The organism is Mesorhizobium sangaii (genome assembly GCF_014207355.1).
Lineage (GTDB): Bacteria > Pseudomonadota > Alphaproteobacteria > Rhizobiales > Rhizobiaceae > Mesorhizobium > Mesorhizobium sangaii.
Window position 1 is genome coordinate 245,390 of record NZ_JACHEF010000003.1, and the last position, 24,453, is coordinate 269,842.

The 24,453-nt window shown below is 62.9% G+C and carries 21 protein-coding genes and 2 tRNA genes; 7 read left to right on the plus strand and 16 right to left on the minus strand.

Annotated features, from left to right (window positions below; genetic code table 11):
* Position 1 precedes the first annotated feature (1 nt).
* The 5 genes from HNQ71_RS16220 to HNQ71_RS16240 form a co-directional block, all read right to left on the minus strand.
* Complete coding sequence (locus tag HNQ71_RS16220) at positions 2 to 1,624, minus strand: ABC transporter ATP-binding protein (protein ID WP_184873571.1); 1,623 nt, start codon at positions 1,622 to 1,624, stop codon at positions 2 to 4.
* Positions 1,621 to 2,490, minus strand: a complete 870-nt coding sequence (locus HNQ71_RS16225; protein ID WP_184873572.1) for an ABC transporter permease — start codon at positions 2,488 to 2,490, stop codon at positions 1,621 to 1,623. Before HNQ71_RS16225 ends, HNQ71_RS16220 begins: the two co-directional genes overlap by 4 nt.
* Entirely contained in the window at positions 2,487 to 3,434 is a 948-nt protein-coding gene (locus tag HNQ71_RS16230) for an ABC transporter permease (protein ID WP_184873573.1), read from the minus strand. The genes HNQ71_RS16225 and HNQ71_RS16230 overlap by 4 nt, the downstream gene beginning before the upstream one ends.
* Before the next feature lie 247 nt (positions 3,435 to 3,681).
* Positions 3,682 to 5,160: an ABC transporter substrate-binding protein gene (locus HNQ71_RS16235; protein WP_184873574.1), complete on the minus strand. Its 1,479-nt coding sequence runs from the start codon at positions 5,158 to 5,160 to the stop codon at positions 3,682 to 3,684.
* A gap of 158 nt (positions 5,161 to 5,318) precedes the next feature.
* Positions 5,319 to 6,599, minus strand: coding sequence for an acetylornithine deacetylase/succinyl-diaminopimelate desuccinylase family protein (locus tag HNQ71_RS16240; protein ID WP_184873575.1), 1,281 nt, complete (start codon positions 6,597 to 6,599; stop codon positions 5,319 to 5,321).
* Positions 6,600 to 6,819: 220 nt separating this feature from the next.
* Here HNQ71_RS16240 and HNQ71_RS16245 point away from each other — a divergent pair, with 220 nt between their 5' ends.
* The 3 genes from HNQ71_RS16245 to HNQ71_RS16255 all read left to right on the plus strand — a co-directional run bounded on the left by HNQ71_RS16245 (position 6,820) and on the right by HNQ71_RS16255 (position 10,239).
* Positions 6,820 to 7,248 carry a L,D-transpeptidase gene (locus HNQ71_RS16245; protein WP_184873576.1) on the plus strand — a complete coding sequence of 143 codons (429 nt, stop codon included), beginning with the start codon at positions 6,820 to 6,822 and terminating at the stop codon, positions 7,246 to 7,248.
* Positions 7,249 to 7,844: 596 nt separating this feature from the next.
* A complete protein-coding gene (locus HNQ71_RS16250; protein WP_246461594.1) occupies positions 7,845 to 8,804 on the plus strand; it encodes a carboxylate--amine ligase in 960 nt (319 codons plus the stop codon).
* Between the two features lie 214 nt (positions 8,805 to 9,018).
* The gene (locus tag HNQ71_RS16255; protein WP_184873578.1) at positions 9,019 to 10,239 is read left to right on the plus strand and encodes an NAD(P)-binding domain-containing protein; all 1,221 of its coding nucleotides are present in this window, start codon (positions 9,019 to 9,021) and stop codon (positions 10,237 to 10,239) included.
* Here the strand turns inward: HNQ71_RS16255 and HNQ71_RS16260 are convergent.
* The 9 genes from HNQ71_RS16260 to HNQ71_RS16300 form a co-directional block, all read right to left on the minus strand.
* Positions 10,218 to 11,150, minus strand: coding sequence for a class I SAM-dependent methyltransferase (locus HNQ71_RS16260; protein WP_246461596.1), 933 nt, complete (start codon positions 11,148 to 11,150; stop codon positions 10,218 to 10,220). The two genes, HNQ71_RS16255 and HNQ71_RS16260, sit on opposite strands and share 22 nt — an antisense overlap.
* Before the next feature lie 10 nt (positions 11,151 to 11,160).
* A complete protein-coding gene (locus HNQ71_RS16265; RefSeq protein ID WP_184874370.1) occupies positions 11,161 to 12,147 on the minus strand; it encodes a lipid A biosynthesis lauroyl acyltransferase in 987 nt (328 codons plus the stop codon).
* A gap of 12 nt (positions 12,148 to 12,159) precedes the next feature.
* Positions 12,160 to 13,188, minus strand: a complete 1,029-nt coding sequence (locus HNQ71_RS16270; protein ID WP_184873579.1) for a zinc-binding dehydrogenase — start codon at positions 13,186 to 13,188, stop codon at positions 12,160 to 12,162.
* 36 nt (positions 13,189 to 13,224) lie between these two features.
* Positions 13,225 to 14,496, minus strand: coding sequence for a beta-ketoacyl-ACP synthase (locus tag HNQ71_RS16275; protein WP_184873580.1), 1,272 nt, complete (start codon positions 14,494 to 14,496; stop codon positions 13,225 to 13,227).
* Positions 14,497 to 14,550: 54 nt separating this feature from the next.
* Positions 14,551 to 15,741, minus strand: a complete 1,191-nt coding sequence (locus tag HNQ71_RS16280) for a beta-ketoacyl-ACP synthase (RefSeq protein ID WP_184873581.1) — start codon at positions 15,739 to 15,741, stop codon at positions 14,551 to 14,553.
* Positions 15,742 to 15,797: 56 nt separating this feature from the next.
* Positions 15,798 to 16,079, minus strand: coding sequence for an acyl carrier protein (locus HNQ71_RS16285; protein WP_010909964.1), 282 nt, complete (start codon positions 16,077 to 16,079; stop codon positions 15,798 to 15,800).
* Positions 16,080 to 16,256: 177 nt separating this feature from the next.
* Entirely contained in the window at positions 16,257 to 17,399 is a 1,143-nt protein-coding gene (locus HNQ71_RS16290) for a slipin family protein (RefSeq protein WP_184873582.1), read from the minus strand.
* A gap of 368 nt (positions 17,400 to 17,767) precedes the next feature.
* Positions 17,768 to 17,836 (minus strand) — tRNA-Leu (locus tag HNQ71_RS16295).
* A gap of 2 nt (positions 17,837 to 17,838) precedes the next feature.
* A tRNA-OTHER gene (locus HNQ71_RS16300) sits at positions 17,839 to 17,912 on the minus strand.
* Between the two features lie 268 nt (positions 17,913 to 18,180).
* Here HNQ71_RS16300 and HNQ71_RS16305 point away from each other — a divergent pair.
* Complete coding sequence (locus HNQ71_RS16305) at positions 18,181 to 18,420, plus strand: hypothetical protein (RefSeq protein ID WP_343068174.1); 240 nt, start codon at positions 18,181 to 18,183, stop codon at positions 18,418 to 18,420.
* Positions 18,417 to 18,887 (plus strand): SRPBCC family protein, encoded by a 471-nt coding sequence (locus HNQ71_RS16310; RefSeq protein WP_184873583.1) that lies wholly within the window; start codon positions 18,417 to 18,419, stop codon positions 18,885 to 18,887. Before HNQ71_RS16305 ends, HNQ71_RS16310 begins: the two co-directional genes overlap by 4 nt.
* Here the strand turns inward: HNQ71_RS16310 and HNQ71_RS16315 are convergent.
* Both HNQ71_RS16315 and HNQ71_RS16320 read right to left on the minus strand, forming a co-directional pair.
* Positions 18,884 to 19,432 (minus strand): histidine phosphatase family protein, encoded by a 549-nt coding sequence (locus tag HNQ71_RS16315; protein ID WP_184873584.1) that lies wholly within the window; start codon positions 19,430 to 19,432, stop codon positions 18,884 to 18,886. The genes HNQ71_RS16310 and HNQ71_RS16315 overlap by 4 nt on opposite strands.
* Positions 19,433 to 19,528: 96 nt before the next feature.
* Positions 19,529 to 22,549: a caspase family protein gene (locus HNQ71_RS16320; RefSeq protein WP_184873585.1), complete on the minus strand. Its 3,021-nt coding sequence runs from the start codon at positions 22,547 to 22,549 to the stop codon at positions 19,529 to 19,531.
* Positions 22,550 to 22,836: 287 nt separating this feature from the next.
* Between HNQ71_RS16320 and HNQ71_RS16325 the strand changes: the two genes are divergently transcribed.
* Together HNQ71_RS16325 and HNQ71_RS16330 are read left to right on the plus strand one after the other, a co-directional pair.
* Positions 22,837 to 23,973: a tyrosine-type recombinase/integrase gene (locus tag HNQ71_RS16325; RefSeq protein ID WP_184873586.1), complete on the plus strand. Its 1,137-nt coding sequence runs from the start codon at positions 22,837 to 22,839 to the stop codon at positions 23,971 to 23,973.
* A gap of 197 nt (positions 23,974 to 24,170) precedes the next feature.
* Positions 24,171 to 24,371: a helix-turn-helix transcriptional regulator gene (locus HNQ71_RS16330; protein WP_184873587.1), complete on the plus strand. Its 201-nt coding sequence runs from the start codon at positions 24,171 to 24,173 to the stop codon at positions 24,369 to 24,371.
* The last annotated feature ends 82 nt before the right edge of the window (positions 24,372 to 24,453 follow it).

The following is a 24,453-nucleotide window of genomic DNA, read 5'->3' on the forward strand; positions in this document are numbered from 1 at the left end:
CTCAGCCCTGCTCCTGCATCCGTCGAGCGATCGCCCGGTGCAAATCGGGAGCGGCGGTGACCAGCACCTTGGCCGCCTCGGATTGCGGGTGATCCAGCACCTCGTTCGTCTTGCCGCGCTCGACGATCTTGCCGTCATGCATGACCAGCACCTCGTCCGTGATGGCGCGGGCAACGGTCAGGTCGTGGGTGATGAAGAGATAGGCGATGCCGAGTTTTTGGTTGAGCTCAGCGAACAAATCCAGGATCTGGGCGCGGATCGAGACATCGAGCGCCGAGACCGGCTCGTCGGCGACGACCAGCTTGGGGCGGGTGATGATGGCGCGGGCGATCGACAGGCGCTGGCGCTGGCCGCCGGAAAACTCATGCGGATATTTGTCCATGTCGCGCTGGTCGAGGCCGACCTCGTGCAGCGCATGCGCCACCATCTCGCGACGTTCGGCGCGCGTCGGCTTCTTGTCCAGCACATGCAGGGGTTCGGCGACCAGTTTTTCGACCTTCTGGCGCGGGTCGAAGGAGCCATACGGATCCTGGAAGACAACCTGCATGTCACGCCGGGCAGGCTTCAGTTCCGCTTCGTTCTTGCCGGTGACGGTCTCGCCGCGAAACCGGATCGTGCCCGAGCTTGGTCGGTCGAGCGCCAGGATCATGCGGGCGAGTGTTGACTTGCCGCAGCCGGAGCGGCCGACCAGCGCCACCGATTGGCCCGGCGCCATCGACAGGGATACGTCATTGACGGCACGGATATCAGGCGCGCGCTTGAACAGCGAGCTGCGTCGGCCGGGATAGTCGCGGGTCACGCCCTCGACCTGAAGCAGGGGTTGGCCCGATCCGGCGCCATGCGGTCTTGCCCGCGCCGGCACATGCATCGAGGCCTGCGCCAGCTGGCGCGTGTAGGGATGGAGCTGTTGCGACAGCGTGCGCGCCGTGTCGCCGGCTTCCATCACCTCGCCGTGGCGCAGGATGGTGATGCGGTCGGCCATCTCGGTCACCACCGCGAGATCGTGCGAGATCAACAGCAGGCCCATGCGGCTCTCCGCGACGAGGTCGCGCAAGAGGTCGAGGATCTGGGCTTGCAAGACAACGTCGAGCGCCGTCGTCGGCTCATCAGCAATCAGCAGCTTAGGCTTCAACGCACAGGCGATGGCGATGACGACCCGCTGTCGTTGGCCGCCGGACAGTTCGTGTGGATAGCGCGACAGTGGGAATTTTGCTGAGGGCAAGCCAACGCGGTCGAGCATTTTTCGCGCACGCTCCTCGGCCGCGGCGCGGCTTGCCCTGGTGTGCCAGCGTATGCCTTCGGCGACCTGTTCGCCGATGGTCTTGACCGGATTGAGCGCGGTCATCGGCTCTTGGAACACCATGCCGATGTCGTCACCGCGCAGCGCGCACATCTGGTCCTCGGTTGCCGCGAGGATGTCGATGCCGTCGAACGAGACGCGCCCGGTGGCGCGCGCGGCATGAGGCAGAAGCTGCATCACCGTCAGCGCGGTCATGGACTTGCCCGAACCGGATTCACCGACCAGCCCCATCACCTCGCCGGGCGCAACGGAAAGCTCCATGCCTCTGAGGATCGGCGTGTCGCCGATGGTCAGCGACAGGTTCTCGATGTCGAGCAGGCTCATCGCTGCCGCCGCGATTTAGGGTCGAGGATGTCGGCGATGCCATCGCCCAGGAGGTTGAGCCCAAGCACGGTGACGACGATGGCCATGCCGGGAAAGATCGCCATCCACGACGCCACCACCATGCGGGTCTGCGCGTCGAACAGCATGCGGCCCCAGCTCGGCATTGGCGGCTGTGCGCCCAGGCCCAGATAGGAAAGCCCGGCTTCGGCCAGGATGCCCAGCGCGAACTGGATGGTGCCTTGCACCAGAAGCAGCGTCGCAATGTTGGGCAGCACATGTTCGATGCTGATCTGGGTGCTGCTCTTGCCGGCGGCGCGCGCGGCAAGAATGAACTCGCGCGGCCAGATCGCCAGCGCGCCGGCGCGGGCGACGCGGGCAAACACCGGAATGTTGAAGATGCCGATGGCGATGATGGCGTTGACGGCGCCCGGTCCGAAGATGGCGGTGATCATGATGGCCGACAGCAGGGCAGGGAAGGCGAAGACGAGGTCGTTCAGCCGCATCAGTGCCTCGTCGACGAGGCCACCGCGCGCCGCGGCAAAGGCGCCGAGCGGCACGCCGGCCCCCATGCCGATGCCGACCGCGACCAACGCCACGGCAATCGAATTGCGAGCGCCGACCATGACCATCGACAGGATGTCGCGGCCGAAATGATCGGTGCCGAACCAGTGCGCCATCGAGGGGGCTTGCGTCTTGTCTGATATCACCAGTTTCGTCACGTCGTAGGGTGTCCAGACGTAGGAAATGATGGCCATCGCCAGGACCAGCAAGGTAATGACGAAGCCGGCAACGAAAGCGGTGTTCCTGAACGCCTTGGCCAGGATGCTGGCGAACGTCTCCTCGGGGATGTCGATGTGCAGCGTCATTGCCGGCTCCTCAGGCGCGGATCGACGACTGCATAAGAAAGATCGACGAGGAGGTTGACGGCAATGACGGCGGCGACCAGCAGCATGACGACGCTTTCGACGACGATCAGGTCGCGCTGGGTGATCGCCTGGAAGACCAACCGGCCGAGCCCGGGCAGATAAAAGACATTCTCGATGATGATGGTGCCGGCAAGCAGGAAGGCGAACTGCAGGCCAAGAATGGTCAGCACCGGGATCATGGCGTTGCGCAGCGCGTGCCGCCACAGCACTGCGCGATAGGGCAGGCCCTTGGCGCGGGCGGTGCGGATATAGTCCTCGTTCAGCACCTCGATCAGCGCCGAGCGGGTGACGCGCGCCAGGATGGCCGCCTGCGGCAAGGCAAGCGCCACTGCCGGCAGCAGAAGCGATTTCAACGCCGGCCAGGGGCCGGCGCCCCAGCCGGGAAAGCCGCCGGCCGGGACCAGCCGCAGCCAGACGGCGAAGACATAGATCAGCATCAGCGCGAACCAGAAATTGGGGACGGCGACGCCAAGCTGGGCAGCGCCCATCGCCACCGTGTCGCCGGCCCGTCCGCGCCTGCTGGCCGAAAACAGGCCGACCGGAATGGCGATGATGGTGGAGAGTGCAAGCGCAATCAGCGCCAGCGGCAAGGAGACAGCCAGCCGCTCGCGCACGAGATCGATGACCGGCACCGAATAGGTGTAGGAGCGGCCGAAATCGAGGCTGAGCAGGCCGCCGGCCCAATGCAGGTAGCGCCAAGGCAGCGGTGCGTTGAGGCCCATCTGGTTGCGCAACAGGTCGACCTGGTCGGCGCTGGCGTTCATGCCCAGCATCAACCGCGCCGGGTCGCCGGGCAGGATCTCCAGCACGGCGAACACCACCATGGAGGCCAGCACCAGCGTGGCGATGGCGATGGTGAGGCGTTTGAGGAGATAGGCGGTCATGGGACCGCTGCGTTGCCGAGGGCAGACAACAGGTGACGATAGCGTTCTGCGACGCCCCCCTCTGTCCTGCCGGACATCTCCCCCTCAAGGGGGGAGATCGGCAATTTCAGCGCAGGCGCTACAAAGGCTTCATTGATGAATGGCGAAAGCGGTGACAAGAGCGAAATCTCCCCCCTTGAGGGGGAGATGCCCGGCAGGGCAGAGGGGGGCGCGAAGGGGCGCAAGGGTCGCCTTTTGGCCAACACCCTCACTCGCTCCACTTCACCTTGGTCAGGTCATTGGCCTGGATCGGCGCGTTTTCCCACAGGCCTTGCAGCTTGGCATCCCAGACGCCGACCTTGGGCAGTTCGAAGAGGAAGCCGACCACGGCATCATCGGCCAGGATCTTCTGCGCCTGTCCCAGCAGTTCCTTGCGCTTGGCCTCGTCGGAAGTGAGGTTCAGATCGGCAATCACCTTGTCGAAGGCCGGATTGTCGTAGTTGAAGTAATAGTCCTTGCGCGAATAGATATCGATGTCGTTGGGCTCGGTGTGCGAGACGATGGTCAGGTCGTAGTCCTTCTTGGTGAACACCTGATCCAGCCACTGCGCCCATTCGACCGGGACGATCTCGAGATCGATGCCGACGTCGCGAAGTTCCGAGGCGATGATCTCGCCGCCGAGCCGCGCGTAAGAGGGCGGTGGCAATTTCAGCGTCGCCTTGAAGCCGTTCTCCAGTCCTGCTTCCTTCAGCAGTTCCTTGGCCTTGGCGACATCGTGCGGATAGCGGCCGGTGAGGTCGACATAGTCCTTGTTGGCCGGTGACATGTGCGAGCCGATCGGCTGGCCGAGGCCGGCCGAGGCGCCGTCGATGATCGCCTTGCGGTCGAGCGCATAGGAGATCGCTTGTCTCACCTGCAATTTGTCGAAAGGCGGCTTCTTGTTGTTGATCGACAGGAGGGTTTCGCCCTCGGTCGCGCCGATCACCACCTTGAAACGCGGGTCGTCCTTGACCTGCGCGACGCTGTCGGCATCGAAGAACGGGAAAGCCTGGATGTCGCCCGACAGCAGCGCCGGCACATAGGCGGCGGCATCCGGCACGATGCGGAACTCGGCCTTGTCGAGGAACGCTGGCGTGCCCCAGTAATTGTCCGATTTGACCAGCGTGATCGACGATCCCTTGGCCCAGCTCTGGAATTTGAATGGGCCGGTGCCGATCGGCTTCTCCTTGTTGGTGTCGGCCGATTCAGGCGCCACGATCACCGCGTCGCCCCAGCCCATATTGTAGAGGAAGGACCCTTGAGGGTTCTTCAGCGTCACCTTTACCGTTGCCGGATCGACCACGTCGACCTTGTCGATCGCGGCGAACAAGCCTTTCTGCGCATTGACCGAATTGTCGGCGCGGGCGCGGTCGAGCGAGAACTTCACGTCGCTGGCGTCGAAATCGGTGCCGTCGTGGAATTTGACGCCGCTGTGCAGCTTGAAGGTGTAGACCTTGCCGTCATCGGAAATGGTCCAGCTTTCGGCCAGATCCGGCAGCACCTCGCCTTTCGGCCCGATGCGGGTCAGGCCCTCGAACACATTGGCGTAGAGAACCTCGTCGATGGCCGCGGCAGCACCGGCGGTCGGATCGAGATGCGGCGGTTCGAGTGGAATGCCGATGACGAGGTCGGTTCGCGCGGCGAACGCCGAGGTGCCAGTGGCCAGCGACAGAACCGCGGCGGCCAGAATGGTTTTCCACAATCTCATCGTGCGACTCCCCATGCGTTTCAGACGTGCTCAAACCCGGGCGATAGAAGCGTGATTTGGCCACAGAGTAAATTGCGTTTCGTTCTGCCCGGCAGGATGGCTGGGAATGTTTTTGCCGTGACAGCCCTGTCGGCAGGTCGAAGCTTATTGCGATGCGACTATCCGGTGGCTGTGCCGCGCAGCAGCACGTTGATCCCGATCGCCATCACCTTGGCCGCTTCGACCATGTCCGATATCCCGACCCATTCGTCCGGCCGGTGGGCGAGGTCGAGTATGCCCGGGCCATAGGCGATGCAATCATAGATATGGCCGATGCGGGCAATGTGCTTCTGGTCGTAGGTGCCGGGCGAGATGACATAGTCCGGTTCGCGGTCGAAGATCGCCATGATGCCTTGCGCCACCGCCTTGACCACAGGCGCGTCGCGCTCCGTCATCAGCGGCAGCACTTCCATCAGGTCGCGGATCTCATAGTCGAATTTTTTCCGCTCGCGCTTCAGCCGGTCGAGAATGCCGGTCACTTCACCTTTGACCGTGTCGAGGTCCTCCTCGAGCAGGAAGCGGCGGTCGATGGTCAGCCGGCAGGAATCGGGCACGTTGGGCGAAGGCAGGCCGGGCCGGAAATCCTCGGTCTGGCCACCGTGGATGGAGTTGATGTTCATGGTCGAGCGCTTGGCGCCTTCGGGCACGACAGGCATGCGCGTCATCTTGCGGTCGAGCGCGGGGAACAGTTCATCCTCGAAGGCCTGCAGCACGGCGCCCATATGGCGTACCGCATTGTCGCCGAGAAACGGCATCGAGCCGTGAGCGATCTCGCCCTTGGTCTCGATCTCGGCCCACCAGACGCCGCGATGACCAAGGCAGATGCGGTCCTTGTTCAGCGGCTCGGGAATGATGACGTGGTCGACCCTGGGTTTCGAGAAATAGCCGAGCTTGGCCAGATGGGCGACACCGCCGAAGCCGCCGGATTCCTCGTCGACGGTGCCTGATATTTCGATGGCGCCTGGAAAGTCGGGAAACACCTCCATGAAGGCTTCGGCTGCAATGACCGAGGCGGCTAGGCCGCCCTTCATGTCGCAGGCACCGCGGCCGTAGACCTTGCCGTCCCGGACGATGCCGGCAAAGGCATCGACGGTCCAGCCGTCGCCGGCTTCGACAACGTCGATATGCGAGTTGAAATGGACGCAGGCACCGGGCGAACGCCCGTCGAATCGTGCAACGACATTGACACGCGGGTAGCGATCGGTGTCGCCGGGCGTGCCTTCGGCACGGATGAATTCAGTCTCGAAGCCACTCTTCTTCAGTCGCGCACTGAGATATTCGGCGCATGGCCGGTAGGCCTCGCCGGGTGGGTTGATGGTCGGAAAACGGATCAGGTCGGCGGTCAGCGCGACGACATCGTCGCGCCGGTCATCGATTGCCTTGAGGAGTCGCTCGTTCATCCGACGAGTTGAGCAGCGATATCAGCGGTTTTGCAAGCCCGCCGATGAACAGACCCGTGCGGCGTGTCGTTGCGGCAACTATCGCGCGAAATCGTTCAAATTCGCTGCTTTGGATTGGCGAATTGGTCAAGGAGTGTGTGCTATCCGTTCGCTGCCATTAAAAAGATGAAAAACAACGTGATGGCAGGCAAGTAAGGGGCAATCAAAGGGGTTTGATCGCATGAAAAAGACTGTTCTTATGGCAGCCGTGTTTGTCGCGATGTTGTTCGGAGGTGCGGGGCAAGGCTGGGCGGCCAGCCTCGTTGCAAACATAGACGTGTCGTCGCAGACAATGACCGTCAGATATGGCTTTTCGGTCTATCGGTGGAGCGTGTCCACCGCGCGATCCGGCTATTTCACGCCGCGCGGCACCTATCGGCCGCAACGCACGGCACGGATGTGGTACTCGCGCAAATACCATATGTCGCCAATGCCTTATTCCGTTTTCTTCCATGGCGGCTATGCCATCCATGGAACCGGCGCCGTCAGGCAACTCGGGAGGCCGGCATCGCATGGCTGCGTGCGGCTGCACACGGCCAACGCCGCGACCTTCTATTCGATGGTGCGGGAAGTGGGTTTCGGCAACACGCGGATTGTTGTGACGAACTAGGGCCGTCGGGCGCCCGTCCGGAGCGCGGGGTTGTCTTTGTTAGCCGGTTCAACGTCGGCGGTCGCTGAACCGGTCAACTGTTTGTTGGCACTTTTCCTGATTGCTATGGCCGTCGAAGCCAGTGGCAAGTTGGAACGCGTTCATTCTTGGCCGACTGCCGGTGCCTCTTTCCAAAGCGGCGCCAAATTTTTCATTACCATCTAGAAAGCATTGGTATGAGACGTTCCGCCGGTGGTGGCGGCCCCTGGGCGACCAGTTTTCTATATTGGATGTCTCTTACTTATTGCAGGCCGGTCAATCGGTAACCAGAAGTCTCGCCACTGCGCACCGATTGTCGGAATTGACAGATGCTCTCCCAGCCAAAGATGGACGATCGTGTTTCCAGTCGGCCCGCCGGAGTGGTTATTCTTGGTGGGGCGCACGGGACACTGGCGCTAGCCAGGAGCCTTGGCGCGCAGAAAGTGCCGGTCTGGTTGGTAAGCGCCGACACGCCTTTGCCCCGCTTTTCGCGTTATGCTCATCGGCAGATGACGTGGCCCGGCCCAGAGGATGACGGCGCCGTTGCCTTCCTGAGGAAGCTGGCTGAGACCCAGGGATTGGACGGATTTCTACTGGTCCCCGGCGGCGACCCTGAAGTTCGGCTGGTGTCGCAAGCCATCGAGCAGCTGTCCGACGTATTCGACGTGGTGCTGCCGCCGTGGCAGCAACTGAAATGGGTTTGTGAGAAGCCGCTTCTCTATCGCCGTGCCCGCGAACTGGCGCTCGCCATTCCGCTGACCTACGAGTTTACTTCGCTGGAGCAGGCAAGGGCGGCGGAGCTTCGCTTTCCAGTCATCCTGAAGCCGAACATGGGCGGGCGCAGCCGTTTTGCTCGCGCAAAGGCCATTCTGGCCAACGACCAGGCGTCGTTCCTGACAGCCTACAAATGGGCCGCCGAAGAGATCGGTTTCGAGAATGTCGTCGTTCAGGAAATGATACCGGGGGGAGGAGAAGGCCAGTTCTCCTACGCGGCGCTGTGGAACCGGGGCGCACCGGTGGCCGAGTTTACCGCCCGCCGCAGCCGGCAGTATCCGGTTGATTTCGGCTACACCAGCACGTTCGTCGAGGTCGTCGACGAGCCGCAACTGATCGACGCCGCGCGCCGGCTGCTTGGATCGATCGACCACCACGGACTGGTGGAGGTCGAATTCAAGCGCGACCCCCGCGATGGCTCGTTGAAGATACTCGATGTCAATCCGCGGCCCTGGACATGGTTTGGGCTTGCCGCTGCCGCGGGCGTCGATCTCGGCGCCATGCTTTGGGCGATCAGGTCGGGCCACGAGGTCGAGGCGGTCTCGGCGCGGCCGAATACATCCTGGATGTATCTGGTTCGGGACATGGTGGCCGTCAGCAAGTTGATCTCAAGCGGCCAGCTGACAAGGCAGGCCTATTTGCGCTCGTTCGGTTCGGTACGGGCATGGGCGACATTCACGGCAAGCGACCCGATGCCGGGCGTGATCGACGTACCCTTGACCATGTGGAGAGTGCTGACGAGGCGAATACTTCGTAGGCGGTGAAACCATTAACCGACAACGTCAAGTCATCTTCCGGACAGGCAGTAGGATGACTTCGTAGGCGGTGAAACCATTAACCGACAACGTCAAGTCATCTTCCGGACAGGCAGTAGGATGCGGTTCATTTCCGCATTCTTAACCTGGGAATGTTTAGGACGACGGGGTGTCGGACCGAGTTTCAGTCGCGGTCAGGCGTCGAGAAAACGGAACCAGTGACATGACCGCTCCCATGCCCAGGACCGATTGCGAGGTGGCTGTGATCGGTGCCGGGCCGTTTGGGCTGGCCGTTGCTTGCGCCCTCAAGGCGGCGGGCATTGAAACGCTTGCCCTCGGCGGCGCAATGTCCTTCTGGCGCGATCATATGCCAAGAGGCATGAGGCTGCGCTCACCCTGGCATGCGACCTATATCGGCCATACCAAAGGTCCGCTCTCGCTCGATTCTTACGCAGCGGTCCTTGGAATCTCGCCGCGCGAACCGCTGCTGCTGGAGAACTTCGTCGACTATGGACTGTGGATACAGGCCCAGACGGTTCCCGATCTGGATACACGAATGGTTGTCCGCGTCGAGACGGCGAGGGGAGGGTTTCGCCTCGCCCTTGCCGATGGCGATGCCGTCCAAGCGCGGCGAGTCGTCGTTGCCACCGGGCTGATGAACCAGCAGATGATCCCAAGCGTCTTCGATGGAATGCCCGTCGAACTGGTCAGCCATGCCAGCGAACATGCCGGCTACGAGGCCTTCCGCGGCAAGCGGGTCGCGGTTGTCGGGCGTGGGCAGAGTGCTTGCGAATCCGCGGTGCTGCTGAAGCGTAGCGGTGCGGATGTCGAACTTGTCTGCCGTGGCGACATCCATTGGCTTGGGTATCGAACGCTGTCGGGAAACAAAAGCTGGAGTTTGCGCGACTTCGCTTCGGAGCGCCTTGCGTCTCCCTCCAGGGTCGGGCCCTTCCCACTGTCCTGGCTGGTCGACGTTCCAGGCTTTGTGCACCGGTTTCCGGCGGCAGCCAGAGACGGGCTCAACACGCGCAGTCTTGGGGCCGGCGCGTCAGGCTGGTTGAAGCCCGACTTCGACGGGATAAAGGTCAATGCCGGCAGCAGGATTGTCGGTGCTGCCGCCAAGGACCACGCCATCGAACTGCGGTTCGAGAAGGATGCCGCCACCTTCGATCATGTGCTGCTGGGAACGGGCTACCAGATCGATATCGCCAGGCTCGGGCTGTTCGCGCCCGACGTGCTAGCCGCAATTGCGCGCCGGCAAGGGGGGCCGGTGCTCTCCGCGGGGTTCGAGTCGAGCATCCCGGGCCTGCATTTCGTCGGTGCGAGCGCCGTCGGCAGCTTTGGTCCGCTGATGCGTTTCACCGCCGGCACGCCTTACGCCGCGCGCAACGTCACCCGTTTCGTCAAGGCCAGAGGCAAGGGCTACGCCGCGGCGCGAAACTGAAAGACCGCGTAGTCGATGGTTCGGATCGCATCGAGAAAGCCGGGCATCGGCGGCACGGGAAGTTCGATGAAAACGCCGGCCTCGCGGATTGCCGGCCTTGCCCAATCGATGGCGCGGTGGCTTGAGCTTCCGTAGACGATGAAGCAGTCCCGCCTGTGCCGTTCAAGCGACGACACGAGATTCTTCAGAACGATGTCGAAAACGTCCTTGGAAAAAGGATTGTAGAAATAAACCACCAGCGGCGCATCGGGAAATTCGTAGGCTGCCGCGTCCGCCTCGACGACACTGAGCGCCCGGCATTTCTGCGACGGATCGCTGAAGCGTTCTATGTTGCTCCTGGCGATTTCGACCAGCTCGCGTGCGAACTCCACCCCGATGATCTCTGCAAACGGATAGCGCGACGCCAGCAACAGCGTGCGCGATTTTCCAGAGCCGATATCGATGAATGTGTGGCCCTCAATATCCCGGGGCAGCGACTTCATGATGAAGTCAAAGGTTTTCGGCGAGGTGCATACGGCTTCGTTGCCCTTGCTGCGATGCGGGCCGACGACATCGAGCGCCGCGAGCTGGATCGAACCGGCCGTATCGACATCGTGCCGGCGATCCCATTTTCGCGCGAGGCCATCGGCGATGATATAGCGGACGTTTCGCAGGACAAAGCCAACGCTCGCACCGATCCCGTGTCGACGAACGAGCCTGACCGGCTCCAGCAAGCCTCGGTGGCGGATAAAGGACCAGGCCCTGCCAAAACGGCCAAACGAGCGGTCTTCGAGCCTATCCCGGTCGGCACGACGCGTTTCGAGACTAACCATGCAACGGGCCCAGCCGATGAACATCCCTGGGATATCTGCGCCCCGGCCGTTTAAGATTCCCTGACCAACAAAGCTACGAATGTCAGGACCGGTAGCCAATCGACAAGTCTCAGGCGCCAGCGACTGGCGCTTCCGCCTGCGGGGGCCGCTTTCTGCGCCGGCCGCCGATCTCCCACCTTTTGTGGAACCACATCCACTGGCCGGGGTCTTCGCGTACCCAGCGCTCGACAACGTCGTTGAGAAGCTGGGTGGTGGCGCGGACATCGACGATGCCGTCAGCGGTCCGCGGCAAGGTCAGCTTGTCCTCGATCTCGAGCCGGAAGCGGTTGCCCGGAAGCCTGACGCAGCGCGCCGGATAGACGTCGCAGTCGTAGTGACGGGCAAGCGTGCCCAGCACGCGATTGCTCTGGCAGGGACGGCCGAAGAATGTCGTCTCCAGGCCGTTGGAGAATTTCTGGTCGACCAAGACGCCGATGTTGCCGCCATTCTCCAGGACCCCGGCCAACGCGAACGAGGCGCCGGCCATCGATGGCAGCAGCGACCCCATGGTCGAGCGGCGCGTCGAGAGGATGTAGTCGGCAAGGTAGGGGTTGTTTGGCGGGCGAAACAGCGCCGTGATGTTCATGCCGAAGGTGGCGGCGGCCACCGGCAGCAATTCGAAATTGCCGAGGTGGCCGGTGAAGACGATGTGCGGCTGCTTTTCGGCGGCGATCTCGACGAAGTGTTCTATCCCCTTGACCTCGACGCGTCCCGGGCTGGTAGCGGCGGGATCGTAGTCGAACAGGGCGTCGAGAAAGATGTATTCGGCGGCCAGGCGGGCCATGTTGCCCCACATGTCGGAGGCGATGGCCTGGATCTCGGCTTCGCTCTTTTCCGGATAGGCCTTGCGCAGATTGTCGACGGCGACCTGATGGCGTCCCACCCGGGGGCCGACACGGCGCGCGACGCGGTCGGCGAAATTCAGTGCGCTGTCGGCCGGCAGCAGGCGCAGGACCGAGATGATCATCATCGCCGCACGCGCCACCAACCAGTAGTTCAACTGGCGCAACTGCCTGCCATAGCGAAATTTGAGATCGCGGCGAAACTTCTTGAGCACTGAGGTCAAGCTCTAGTCGACGCGCAGGATGATCTTGCCGAACACGTCGCGGCCTTCCATGCGCTTCAACGCGGCATCGATATCGTCGAAGCCGACTTCGGTGTCGATGACCGGTGCGACCTGTCCCGCCGCCATTTTCTGCATGGCGTTGGCCATGTTCTCCATGCGGCAGCCGAACGAGCCAAGCAGTTTCAACTGCTGCTGGAACAGCTGCATCAGGTTGATCTGCGTCGAGACGCCCGAGGTCGAGCCGCAGGTCACCAGGCGACCGCCGCGCTTCAGGCACAGCATCGAGCCGGCAAAGGTGTCGGCGCCGACATGTTCGAAGACGACATCGACGCCCTTCTTCTTGGTCAGCTTGCGCACGACACCTTCGAAACGGTCGTCGCGATAGTTGATGACATGGTCGGCGCCGAGCGCCCTGGCCCTGTCGATCTTGTCGTTCGAGCCGACCGTGGTGATGATCGTGCAGCCCATCCGCTTCGCCAGTTGGATGGCCGCCGAGCCGATGCCGGAGCCACCGGCATGGACAAGGATGGTCTCGCCTGGCTGCAGCCGGGCATTGTCGAACAGCATGTGCTCGACGGTGCCGAAGGTTACGGGCGCCACCGCGGCACCGATATCGGTCACGCCGGGCGGGGCGGGGACCAGCAGGCGTGCCGGCAGGTTGATCTTCTCTTGCGCGAAGCCGTCGAGATGGAAGCCGTGAACCCCCGAAACATGTTCGCAGAGATTGTCGCGGCCTTCGCGGCAGGCACGGCAAAGGCCGCAGGTGCGTGCGCCGTAGATCGAAACCAACTGTCCGGGCAAGAGACTGGAAACGCCGGGACCGACCGCCTCGATCTCGCCGGAGGCTTCCGCACCGACGACCAGCGGCAGCTTGCGCTTGGCGAAGGCCATCCCGCGCCAGCCCCAGACGTCGATGTGGTTCAGCGCCACCGCCTTGATGCGCAGCGTGACTTCGCCGAGTGCCGGCGGCGGGGGAGGCGGCAGGTCCACTGTTTCAAGACGGCGGTCCTCGATAAGTTGCAGTGCGCGCATGGAGCCTGTCGGTTCTGATTGGCGGAAACAGGTCGCTTAGACCGGTTCCCGCGCCATGACAAGGCAAGTGTTCTGGCCGCCGAAACCGAATGAGTTCGACAGAACGGTGCGAACCTCGGCGTTGCGCTTCTTGTTCGGCACCACGTCGAGCACGATCGCGGGGTCGGGATTGTCGTAGTTGATGGTCGGCGGAATGACGCTTTCGCGCATCGTCATCAGCGAGAACGCCGCCTCGACCGCCCCGGCCGCCGACAGCGTGTGGCCGATCATCGATTTGTTCGATGAGACCGGCATCGAGCCGATCCGCTCGCCGAACACCGTCGACAGCGACAGGTGCTCCATCTTGTCGTTTTCCGGCGTCGAGGTGCCATGGGCGTTGACGTAGTCGATCTCGTCTTTGCTCAGACCGGCATCGGCAAGGGCGGCACGAACCGCAGCGATTGCCGGCGAACCGTCGGGCTTCGAGCGGGTGCGATGGAAATCGTCGGCCTTCTCGCCGCAGCCGCGCAGGATGCCGAGAACGGTGGCGCCGCGCGCGAGGGCGGCCTCCAGCGATTCCAGCACGAGCGCGCCGGAGCCCTCGGCCAGCACGAAGCCGTCGCGGTCCTTGGAGAAGGGTTTTGAGGCCTTTTCCGGAATGTCGTTGTGGGTCGAAAGCGCCGACAGCAGCGAGAAGCGGATCAGCGCCTCGGCTGTCGCTGAACCATCGGCGCCGATCGACAGCGCGCGGTGGCATTCGCCGCGGCGGATCGCCTCGACACCGAGCTGGATGGCGGTGGCGCCGGAGGCACAAGCGGTCGACAGCGTGATTGGCAGGCCGCGTGTGCCGAAACGGTCGGCGAGACGGTCGGCGATCGAACCGAACTGAGTGGTCTCGAAAATGTCTGTTTCCTTCAGCCCGCGGGCCACCCGCAGCAGCCTCTCAGCGCCGGCATCCTGTTTGTCGGAATTGTAGAGCGAGAAGCGTTCGTGCCAGTCGAGTTCGACCGGTGGCGATGCCAGAAACAGAGGACCACCGAAATCACTGGAATTGAGACCGGCTTCGGCCACGGCCTCGTGCGCGGCGGTTTCGGCCAGTTCGTAGGTGAGGGGGCTGGCGCCCTTAGAGCTCGACGCCAGGAAGTCGACGGTGCCGGAGATGCGGGTGTTCAGATGGTCGACCGGAAAGCGGGTGATCGGGTGGATGCCCGACTTGCCGGAGGTCAGCGCCGCCCAATTGTCGGCCTTGCCGACGCCAAGCGAGGTCACCACGCCAATGCCGGTGACGGCGACGATTGGCCTGCCCATGTGATCGTTCAGATTGGCCATCCGGGAGCCCTCGACCTTTTAGTATCGTTGCAGCATGGATTGCAGGTCACCGCCTCAGGCGGCGTTGACCAGCGCCATGCCCTCGAATTGGTGATAGCCGATCGCCGTTGCAAGGACGGTTGCGGGAACGCCTTCGAATGGCTTCTCGGCAGCGGCATCAAAAACAGGGTAGGCGGCCTTGCGGTCGACGGCGAGTGCGGCCAGCGCCACTGCGAACGGAAACTGCGCTTCCTTCATGTGTCCGGTCAGCGTCGAGAAGCCGCGCGAAGCGATCGCCGGATTGGCATCGAGCGCTGCCTTTTCAGCCGTGGTTGCCGCATGAGCGCCCGACGCGCCCGACAAGGCAAGCAGCTTGCCGTTCGGCAGCGCCGCCTTGCCGAGCAGCGCGGCGATCTCGGCGTCGAGTTCTCCGCGCCGCCGCCTGGCGCGGCCGGAGACGACCGGCCCGAGCTCGGCATAGATTTTACGCCCGCGGCTTGTCGCGTGTTCGCGCTGCTCCAGCACCAGGAAGGCACCACCGGAGCCTGACACCACGCCGCCACCCTCAGCGCCCTGTCTTTGCCACACGGGCTTCCACGGCCCGCGATGCAGGTAGCCGGCAAGCTCGTAGCCGAGCAGCATGTCGGAATGTTCAGTCTGGAAGGCACCGCCGACCAGGATGTGCGTCGACTGGCCGGAGCGGATGCGCGCGGCAGCCGTCTCGACGGCGGCAACGCCCGCACCTTCCTCGCCCATGAAGGTTCTGGAGGAGCCGGTCACCTTGTGAACAATGGAGATGTTGCCGGCAAGCAGATTGGAAAGCTGGGCCAGGAACAGGGTCGGCCGCAGTTCGGTGGTGAGCTTCTCGTTAAGCAGCACGTCGCGGTCGTTGCGGCTTTCCGAGGCGGCGAGAATGGCGGCATCGACCGCCTCGTCGCGCTCGCCGCCACCGGCGGCCACAACCATGTCCATGGTCGTGCAGAGTTCGTCATTGCCCTTGATGCCGGCGTCGTCCAGCGCCAGGCCGGCAGCATAGGTGCCGAGCCTTTGCCAGGTCTCCATCTGACGCTGGTCGCCGCGTTTGGCGATCTGCAGGTTCCAGTCGATCTCCGGAAGCGGATGGACGGTGTAGGGGGCGAAGCGCGCGGCCTCGAGCACCGGCTGCAGGCCCGGCTGGGCGAGCTTTTGCCAGTGGGCGTCCGGACCCTCTCCCAGCGAGGAGACAAGGCCGATACCAGTGATGACGACGTCGCGGGGGCTGCTCATGGGCGGCTTTGTGGGTCAGGCGGGAGAGCGCGTCAAGATCGCGCGCTCAACTGACCTCAGGCAGTCTTGGCGGCGACCAGTGCGTCGATCTTGGCGCACAGGTTCTTCATGACGAAGTAATCGTCGGTCGAAGCCTTGCCGTCATTGACCTCCTGGGTCCACTTTTCCAGCGGCACCTTGATGCCGAATTCCTTGTCGATGGCGAAGACGATGTCGAGGAAATCGAGACTGTCGATGCCGAGATCGTCGATCGTGTGGCTCTCGGGCGTGATGGTGTCGATATCGATCTCGCTGGTGTCGGCAATGATCTTGGCGACTTTGTCGAACGTGGTGGACAAGAGGCTTTTCCTTCGGTTGCGGGCGGAATCTGTCCGCATGTGTTTGGGCGCTGTCTAATCGGTTTTTCTCGGCAGGAAAAGGCCTGATACGCGGGGCGCAGATGGGTAGGGCGCTCAAGAAACGCAAGAAGGGCCACCGGTCGACCCGGCGGCCCTTCCCATTGACGCAACGTCAGCTCAGCTGTCGCGGAGCTTGACCAGGTCGTTGAGCAGCCCGCCCGTTCCGTTGTGGACGGTCAGCCGCTCGACCTTGCCGGCGATGGTTTCCAGAGCCTCGAGCTCCTTCAGCCGCAGCATCACCGGGTTTTCCGCCATCACCTTGGCCGTGTTGAGCAGCGAACGCGTGGCGTTCGTCTCCTCGCGGCGACGGATGATGTTGGCCTCGGCCTGCTTTTCGGCCGACACCACCTGGTTGAGGATCTCGCGCATCTCGCCCGGCAGGATGACATCCTTGAGGGCGATATCGCTGACCTCGACGCCGATCTCCGCCATGTCGGCGCGGACCTTGGCTGCCGCTTCCTCGTCGACCGTCACCTTCTTCTCAAGGATCTGGTCGAGCGTCAGCGCGCCAAGCGTCTTGCGGAAGGCGTACTGCAGGGCACGGTAGAGGGCTTCGGAGAAGTCCTTCACAGCGCTCACCGCCTTGACCGGATCAACGACCCGGTATTCGGCGGCGATGTTGACGCGGATCGTGACGCGATCCTTGGTCAGCACTTCCTGCCCGGCAACGTCGAGCGACTGGCGCTTGAGGTCGACGACCTTGATCTGCACCATGCGCCCGACGTTCCAGAAAGCATGCACGCCCGCCGCCAGCGTCCGTACGAGGACACCGTCGATGAACAGCAGACCGGCCTGGCCGTCGACGACCGGATGGACGGACATCAATTCCGCTTTCCGGGCCTGGCCGAGCCGGCGCATGACCGCCGCATCGATGGCGAGATCGGCCGACGTGTCGATCAGCGTCACCTTCCACGGACCGGCATCCGTCCACAGCACGAGCTTGCGATCCGGCGCCAGCACGGCATGCAGGTTGCCGTCACGCTCGATCACGGCGACCTCCGTGCGCCCGGTGCGAACGACGGTGAAGTGACGCGTGGCCACATCCGGCAGCTTGTCGAACAACGCCTTCTCGTATGCCGAAACGAATTCCGGGTTCTTCAGGTCGTGCCGCGACACCTCGAGGCTTCCGCGCCGGTTGGCGAGCCAATGTTCGCCCGGCAGCAGGACAGCCTTGATCTCACCCTTGTAGAGGGTGAGGGCACGTTCGTTTTCCCTTACGAGGACGCGCTCGCGTCCAAGAACCTTGTCGAGAATGGTCATTGTCGTACTCCTGTCGGGCATGGCCCCATGCGAGGCGTCAAGACATGCGTCGATCTTCCCTTCGTTTCTCGTTTCACATCGTCTCTTGCGTCATGGTCCGGGTACGAATGATCCGGGGACTGGTGGCATCAATCCGTGGCGGGCCTTCGGGAGCGGATCGCGGGGCAGCGAAGCGGACGCCGGAGGCCGAAGCCTCCCTTGCCGGCGACGTTGCGCCTTGATCGTCACCGCGGGCCTGGCCGCGAGCCGATGGCGTCAGACTTTCAGGATGGCCCGCGCCCGAAGGCTTGGGCTGTCCGTCCGATCTTCAGCATTCCAGTCCCCGGACCGTTTTCAGATAACACCTGGCAGGGTGTTGGCTTATCAGGCCAATGGAGAAGGATTCGAACCTTCGACAATCAGAACCTAAATCTGATGCTCTACCAAACTGAGCTATCCGTGGTGCAGACAGCAGGAATCGAACCTGCGACCTCCGGACCCAAATCCGGCGCTCTTCCGCCGAGCTATATCCGCGATCCCAATCCCCAAAGCGGCGCCGTATACAGGGCGGTCAAAGCCGCCTGCACGGGCGGAGACGAAAGCTCCAACCGTTGTGCTCACTTCGGTTTTCGTGACCGGGTGCGCGCCTATAGCCCCTGCGACGGGTTGTCGCAAGCGGCATTGTCGTGACCAATTTGCGGCTTCTTTCCGTGGTGGCATTTCGGCAACACAAACGGCAGTCGCCACGGGTAATTGCGTGTACCAATGTACCATGGTACAGATGGTGATGGATATAGAGCGCGTGCAGACAGGGGTTCGCCTGGAAAAGCGACTGGTGAAGGTCCTCAAGGCCTTGGCCGAACATCGCGACATGAGCCTCGGCGATCTCATCGAGGGCATCGTGCTGCATGCTTTCGAAGGGCAGACACCGTTTTCGCCGGCGACGCTCGAAACAATCGGCCAATTGAAGCGCATCTATGGGCTGGAGCTTCGCGCCGAAGACAGCCACCATCTGACTGAACGGAAGGGTGAAGGCGGATGACGAGCCATCTTGAGCGTTGCCACAGCATCGTCCTTGCCGGTCCGGTCGATCGCGTCTTTCCGCTGTTCACGCCGATCGGCGAGACTTTGTGGGTGGAGGGCTGGGATCCGGAGTTTCTGCATCCGCAAGGCGGCGAAACGCAGCAAGGCATGGTCTTCCGGACCGCCCACGGTGATGAGACGACGCTCTGGGCCTGCGCTGACTGGGATCCTGTCGGGCATCGTGTCCGCTATGTCAGGGTCACGCCGGATTCTCGTTTCGGATTTGTCGAGGTGGCTTGCCATCCGGCGGCTGATGGCGGCACCGAGGCATCGATCGCCTACACGTTCACCGCCCTGAACGCGTCAGGCAGGTCGTATCTATCGGCGCTGACGGAGGACGCGTTCGCGCGCATGATTCAGGCGTGGCAAGCCCGCATCGATGCGTGGCTGCTCACCGACGCGTCAGTCGGTTCTCGGCTCGACTAGAACGTGACCCGGCCGAGCACGCGCAGGCCATCGCCCTGCGGCTCGACGACCACGACCTCGCCTTCGCGCGGCGAGACGCCGGTCAGCGCCACGATGTCTTCCAGATGGGTGACCATGACCAGATTGTCGGAGCCGGAATAGGCGCGGATTTCCTTCATGATCGCCGCGATCTGCGCCGCCTTCTGCGTTTCGTCGCCCTTCAGGAGATCGAGCGGCGCAAACAGCTCCGGCTCGGCCTCGAAGGCGATGCGCGCGGTGTCGAGGCAGCGGCAATAGCGGCTGGACAACACGCGCTCGATGGGTGCCGCCCGCGCCGCAAACAAGGCGCCGATCTTGCTCGCCTGCTGCTTGCCGCGCGCCGACAGGTTGACCTGGGTGGCACAGCTGTCGATGTCGAAATTGGCCGGATCGGTTGTGCCGGTGACCATGGCATGGCGAAGCAGCACGACATGGCCGCCGTCGCGCAACAGCGCCCAGCCGGCGTCCGTTGCGTGGGCCGCGGCCGGGATGGCGATGAGAAGCAAAGCCAACAAAAATCGAATCATAGGCTATCCTTCTCCGGTTCCCGGCATGGGCTCCGGTGACTGGACATATAGGGACGGTAAAGCCAGCCGAAAGACAAGGCGCGGTCGGACAGAGCCCTACTTCTTCGCCAGCTGTTTCTTCACCAGATCGATCTTCTGGTCGGTCAGCGGGATGGGCAAAGTGTGGCCGGCTTCGGTAAAGCCCTGCTTGGCGTTCTCGAAGAATTCGATCGCCTTTCGATATTCGGCCTTGCCGCCGCCATAACTGGCGCGGTTCCAGTGGATGTCGCCGAGATTGTTCTGTTCGAAGGCCCACTGCATCGGCTGGCTTTCGCGGGTGAACACCTTCAACGTTGCCGTAAAGGCGGCCTCGGCATCGCCGAGATATTTATCGGTCCGCTGGAGATTGCCGAGGTTGAGCAGGCTCATGCCGATGCCGTTCTGCCCATTGGCCCAATCGATGGGTGCTGCTTCGACGGTCAACACTTCAAGCGCCGCCCGCCGCGCGGCGATGGACTCGAGCAAGGTCTCGGGGTCGGCGTTGCTCATGCTCAGCCAGTGCAGCGTCGAGCCGAGACCGGCCTGGGCCAGCGCCCATTGCCGCGGGTTCGTCTCGCGCTTGTACTCGCGCAACGCGTCGCGGTAGGCGGCGATAGCCTCGCCATAGTGTTCCGGCTTGTCGGTCACGCCGCCAAGCAGCTGCAGCGTGTTGCCGAGATTGTAGTGGCTCATTGCCCAGTCGAGCGGGAATTTCCGCCTGACATAGACCTGTCGGGCGGCCTGGAACGCCGCCGCCGACTGTTCGAGCCTGGCCGCGTCGCGGGCGCGCTGGCCAAGCGTCTGGTAGATCGAACCGAGATTGTTCTGCGCCGACGCCCAGTCCATTGGAAAACGCTGCCGGGTAAACACCGTCAGCGCATCGTCATAGGCCGCCGCGGCCTCCTCGAGCGCGCTGGTACCCAAGTCGAAGCGGGCGACGCCGCTCAGCGCGTTGCCGAGGTTGAGCCGGCTGGTGGCCCAGGAGACCGGGAAGGTTTCACGAGTTCGCACCTCGAGTGCTGCACGGAAGGCGTCGGCCGCCGCGTTGATCTTAGCCTCGTCGTTGAGCTGGATGCCAAGCGACACGAGCGTATTGCCGAGATTGTTCTCGACCATCGCCCATTCCACAGGCGCCTTTTCGCGGGTGTATTCCTCAAGCGCCAGCCGGTAGGCCGCTTCCGCTTGCGTCAGATGCTCGCCGGCGGCCTCGCGTTCGGAAAGCGCATAGAGCGCCAGGCCGAGATTGTTCTGCGAGGCTGCCCAGTCGAGCGGCACCTTGTCGCGCGGGCGCTTCTCGAGTGTGGCGCGCATTGCCGCCACCGCTTCATTCAGGCGCTTCGGGTCGCTCTCGCGTTCGCCGATCTTCAGGAGCACATTGGCCAGGTTGTTCTGCGCGGCAGCCCAGTTGAGGTCGTCCTTCTCGCGCTCGAATACGATGAGGGAATCCCGAAAGATCTGTGCCGCTTCGTCGAGATGCGCGGTTTCGGTCTCGCGCTCGCCGATGGTTTGCAGCACCACCGCCATGTTGTTGCGGGTGATGGCCCAGTCGCGATTCTGTTCGCCATTGGGGATGAAGTTCAGGATGATGCGATAGGCCTCGATGGAATGCTGCAGCGCATCGAGATCGCCGGAGGCATAGCCATAAGCATTCAACGCCTCGGCTTCCTGGTTCTTGTAGTTCCAGCGCAGCTTGTCGTCCCATTTTTCGGCCAGCGAAAACGCCTTGGCGTAATCGCCGGCGGCGGACTTGTATTCGAAGATCAGCGCCGAAGCATCGGCGCGCCTGGCGTAGATCGCGGCATCGGCAAGGCGCTTCTGCTTGACGAGATCTTCTGCTTCATCGACCGCAGCGCCTGTTTGCTCGACCCGGCCGACCGCGTCATCGAGGAATTTGCGCGCCGTCACGATGGCGCCCTGGCGGATGGCCTCGTCCGCGGAAGCGACGAGGCGTTTGATCTCGGGATCGTCGGTGCGCAACGCCGCGCGCTCGGACATCATCTTCTTCAGGCGCTCGGCCTGGGCGTCGAGCACCTTTTGCAGATCCGTCGGATCCTCGGGGATTTTTTCCGTGCCGAGCGCCTTCAGCACCCCATAGAGCGCGTCGAGCGGCACGCCTTCCTGCAGCGAGGCCAGTTCCACCTGTGCCCGTTTCGGGTCGGGCAGGTCGGAAATGGTCAACAGCAGCTGCCGCCGCTCGCCGGTGATCAACCCGTCGTCGCCGGTGGGTTCGGGTGGTGCAATGCCGAAATAGAGCAGGCGGCGCAGGCTTTCATTGACCCAGGGGCGCTGCTTGGCCTTGGTGCCGAGATAGACCTCCTCGGTCACCATGCGCATGACCGAGCCGAACTCGGTGCCTTTCATCGCCGCGAGGTGGCGCAGCAGGGCGGCCGCGTAAGGGCTGTTTTCGCCAGCAGCGCCATCGAGCGCCGGGCGACCGGGTTCGACGGCGAAGCCGACCACGGTGCCCAGGCTCGCGTCTGTCGCCGGTGCGTTGCCGAGGGCCCTGGCACCACGCACCGGTTCCAGCCCGCCGGCGCTGATCGGCGAGGCGGAGGCGGTCGGGGCGCGCCGCACCACTGCATCCGCCGGAAACGGATTTATGCGGCATGCATCGAGCAGCACGATCGTCACCGGCACGGTCTTCTTCAACGCATCCATGACGGCGGAAATTGGCACCAGGGCCGCGTCGGCATCTTTCAGGGACGAAATGTCGGCATCGACCGGCACCAGATAGTTCTCGCCGCCGGCCTCGATGCCATGACCGGAATAGTAAATGAAGGCGACATCGGCGCCTTCGGCATCCTCGCTGAATCGCTCCAGGTCGCGGTTCAGCTTGGCGGCGTCGCGGTCGGTGACGTTGCGGGCGTCGAAGCCGAGGTCGGTCAGCATCTTGGCCATGTCGCGGGCGTCGTTGGCCGGGTTGGGGAGGGCGGCGATGTGTTCGTATTTCGACTGGCCGATGATCAGCGCCACGCCCTTGAGGCCTTTCGTTTCGGCGGCCTGAAGCGCTGTCGCGGCAAGGCAAAACAGGGTGGCGACGAAAGCTGTCAGCCATGCCTGCCAGACAAGATTGCGTTTTGAAGTCTCGACAAAGCCCATTTGTCGTTCGCGCCCGCCCCTGATGATCCAAACCCTCTATAACGCTGCCAGCCGACCATGATCAAATTCAGGCGCGATTGCGCCGCGACCGTGGCTCGCCTATCACGGGAAAAATGTCTCCGCTTACCGAGGCTATGCGCCAGCCCGTAAGGGACTAAGAAGGGTACTTTGCAACCTCGTGGCACCAATCAACCGATTGATTTTCATTCCTGTTTCCCACTTGTTGCCTTTTGGACCGTTATGGCCTATGCCTCTCCAAGCTTAGGAAAGAAATTAGGAAACGGCAAATGGCCCGCTACAAGCTAACCGCCGGAATGGTGAAGGCCGCGACGGGAAGAATCGGCGATGGCGGCGGCCTGTGGCTGATGCCGCGCGGCGATAAGCAGTACTGGATTTTCATCTACCAGCGCCACGGCAGGCGCCGTGAAATGGGACTTGGCCCGCTCGAGGCGGTGAGCCTGGCCGATGCCCGTGACAAGGCCGATGAGGTGCGCAAGCTTCTGCATGCCGGCAAGGATCCGTTCAAGGATGCGTCCTTTAGGCAAGTCGACAAACGCGTGCCTCAGTTCGGCGACTACGCCGACGAATATATCAAAGATCACGCGCCGCAGTGGAGAGGCGGCAAGACGGAGATCGGATGGAAGTCGTCGCTGGAGGCCCACGCCAAGGGGCTGCGAAAGTTGCCCGTCAACGAAATTCGCAGGGCGGACGTCGTGCGCGTCATCAAGCCCATATGGCAAGCGAAGCCAGAGACAGCAAAGAAGACGCTGGAGCGGATCGCCGCCGTGCTTGAGCTTGCCACTGATATGGAGCTTCGCGCTGGCCCCAACCCGGCCCGTATGGATGCAAAGGCTCGTGACAAGGCGCTAGGGGTGCAAGCCGCAGCGGGCAATCATGCGTCAATGCCATATCCTGACTTGCCGAAATTCTTCGCCGGCATCCCTGACACCGTTGCTGGCCGCGCTCTGCGCTTTCTTATCCTGAACGCGAATCGCACGAAGGAGGTGCGCTTCGCCGATTGGTCGGAAATCGACACGGATGCGAAGGTTTGGATTATCCCTCCCTCGCGCATGAAAGAACCGCGCGAGCACCGTGTACCGCTCACGGACTCCGGTATTGCCGTTCTTGGCGAGCCAGGGAAGGGGCTCGTGTTCAAGGGAGCGCGGCGGGACCGGCCAATAGGGGAGGTGGCCATGGCTAAGCTGCTTGCGAAGGGTGTTCTCGGGTTTACGGTACACGGCTTTCGCACGACATTTCGGACGTGGGCGCAGGAACAGGGCTACCCTGACGAGCTTGCCGAGCCGGCCCTGGCACATGAGACGCGCGGCAAGGTCCAGCGGGCATACGCGCGCTCCGATGTTCTAGAGCGGCGACGCGAGATGATGCAGGCGTGGGCGGCTTATTGCGGGAGTGCGGCGCAATAGGGCCACAAAAGGCCAAATAGCTTGACAAAAAATGTGAAAACGCCTATTGGTTAAAACAAGTTCGCGCTTGTCGCGGCGACTTACTTGCCCCGCCAAAGTTAACGGCGACCCCAACCCCACTTTTCATTTCAGTTTTTTAACGCGCTTCGGCGTGCGTGGATTTCTGCGTCTAGAGTCGCAGGAGCAGGGGAGATTCTATGTCATCGAATGACAATAACCGACTTGTTGGTATTCGCGAGGTGATGAAGCGCACCTCGCTGTCACTCACCTTCATCAAGCGCTTACGAAAGGCGGGCGACTTCCCTCGAGCCGTGCCGCTTGGCGACAGGCGTATTGGGTTTGTCGAGAGCGAGGTCAGCGATTGGATTGCTGGCCGCATCGCAGCGAGGGCAGCATGAGGCGCCTCGCCGAAATGTCCCTGCAGGAACTCGAGGCCGAGCTAGCCGCCATCCGCGCGGTGCAGGCTTGGCGCAAACAGGA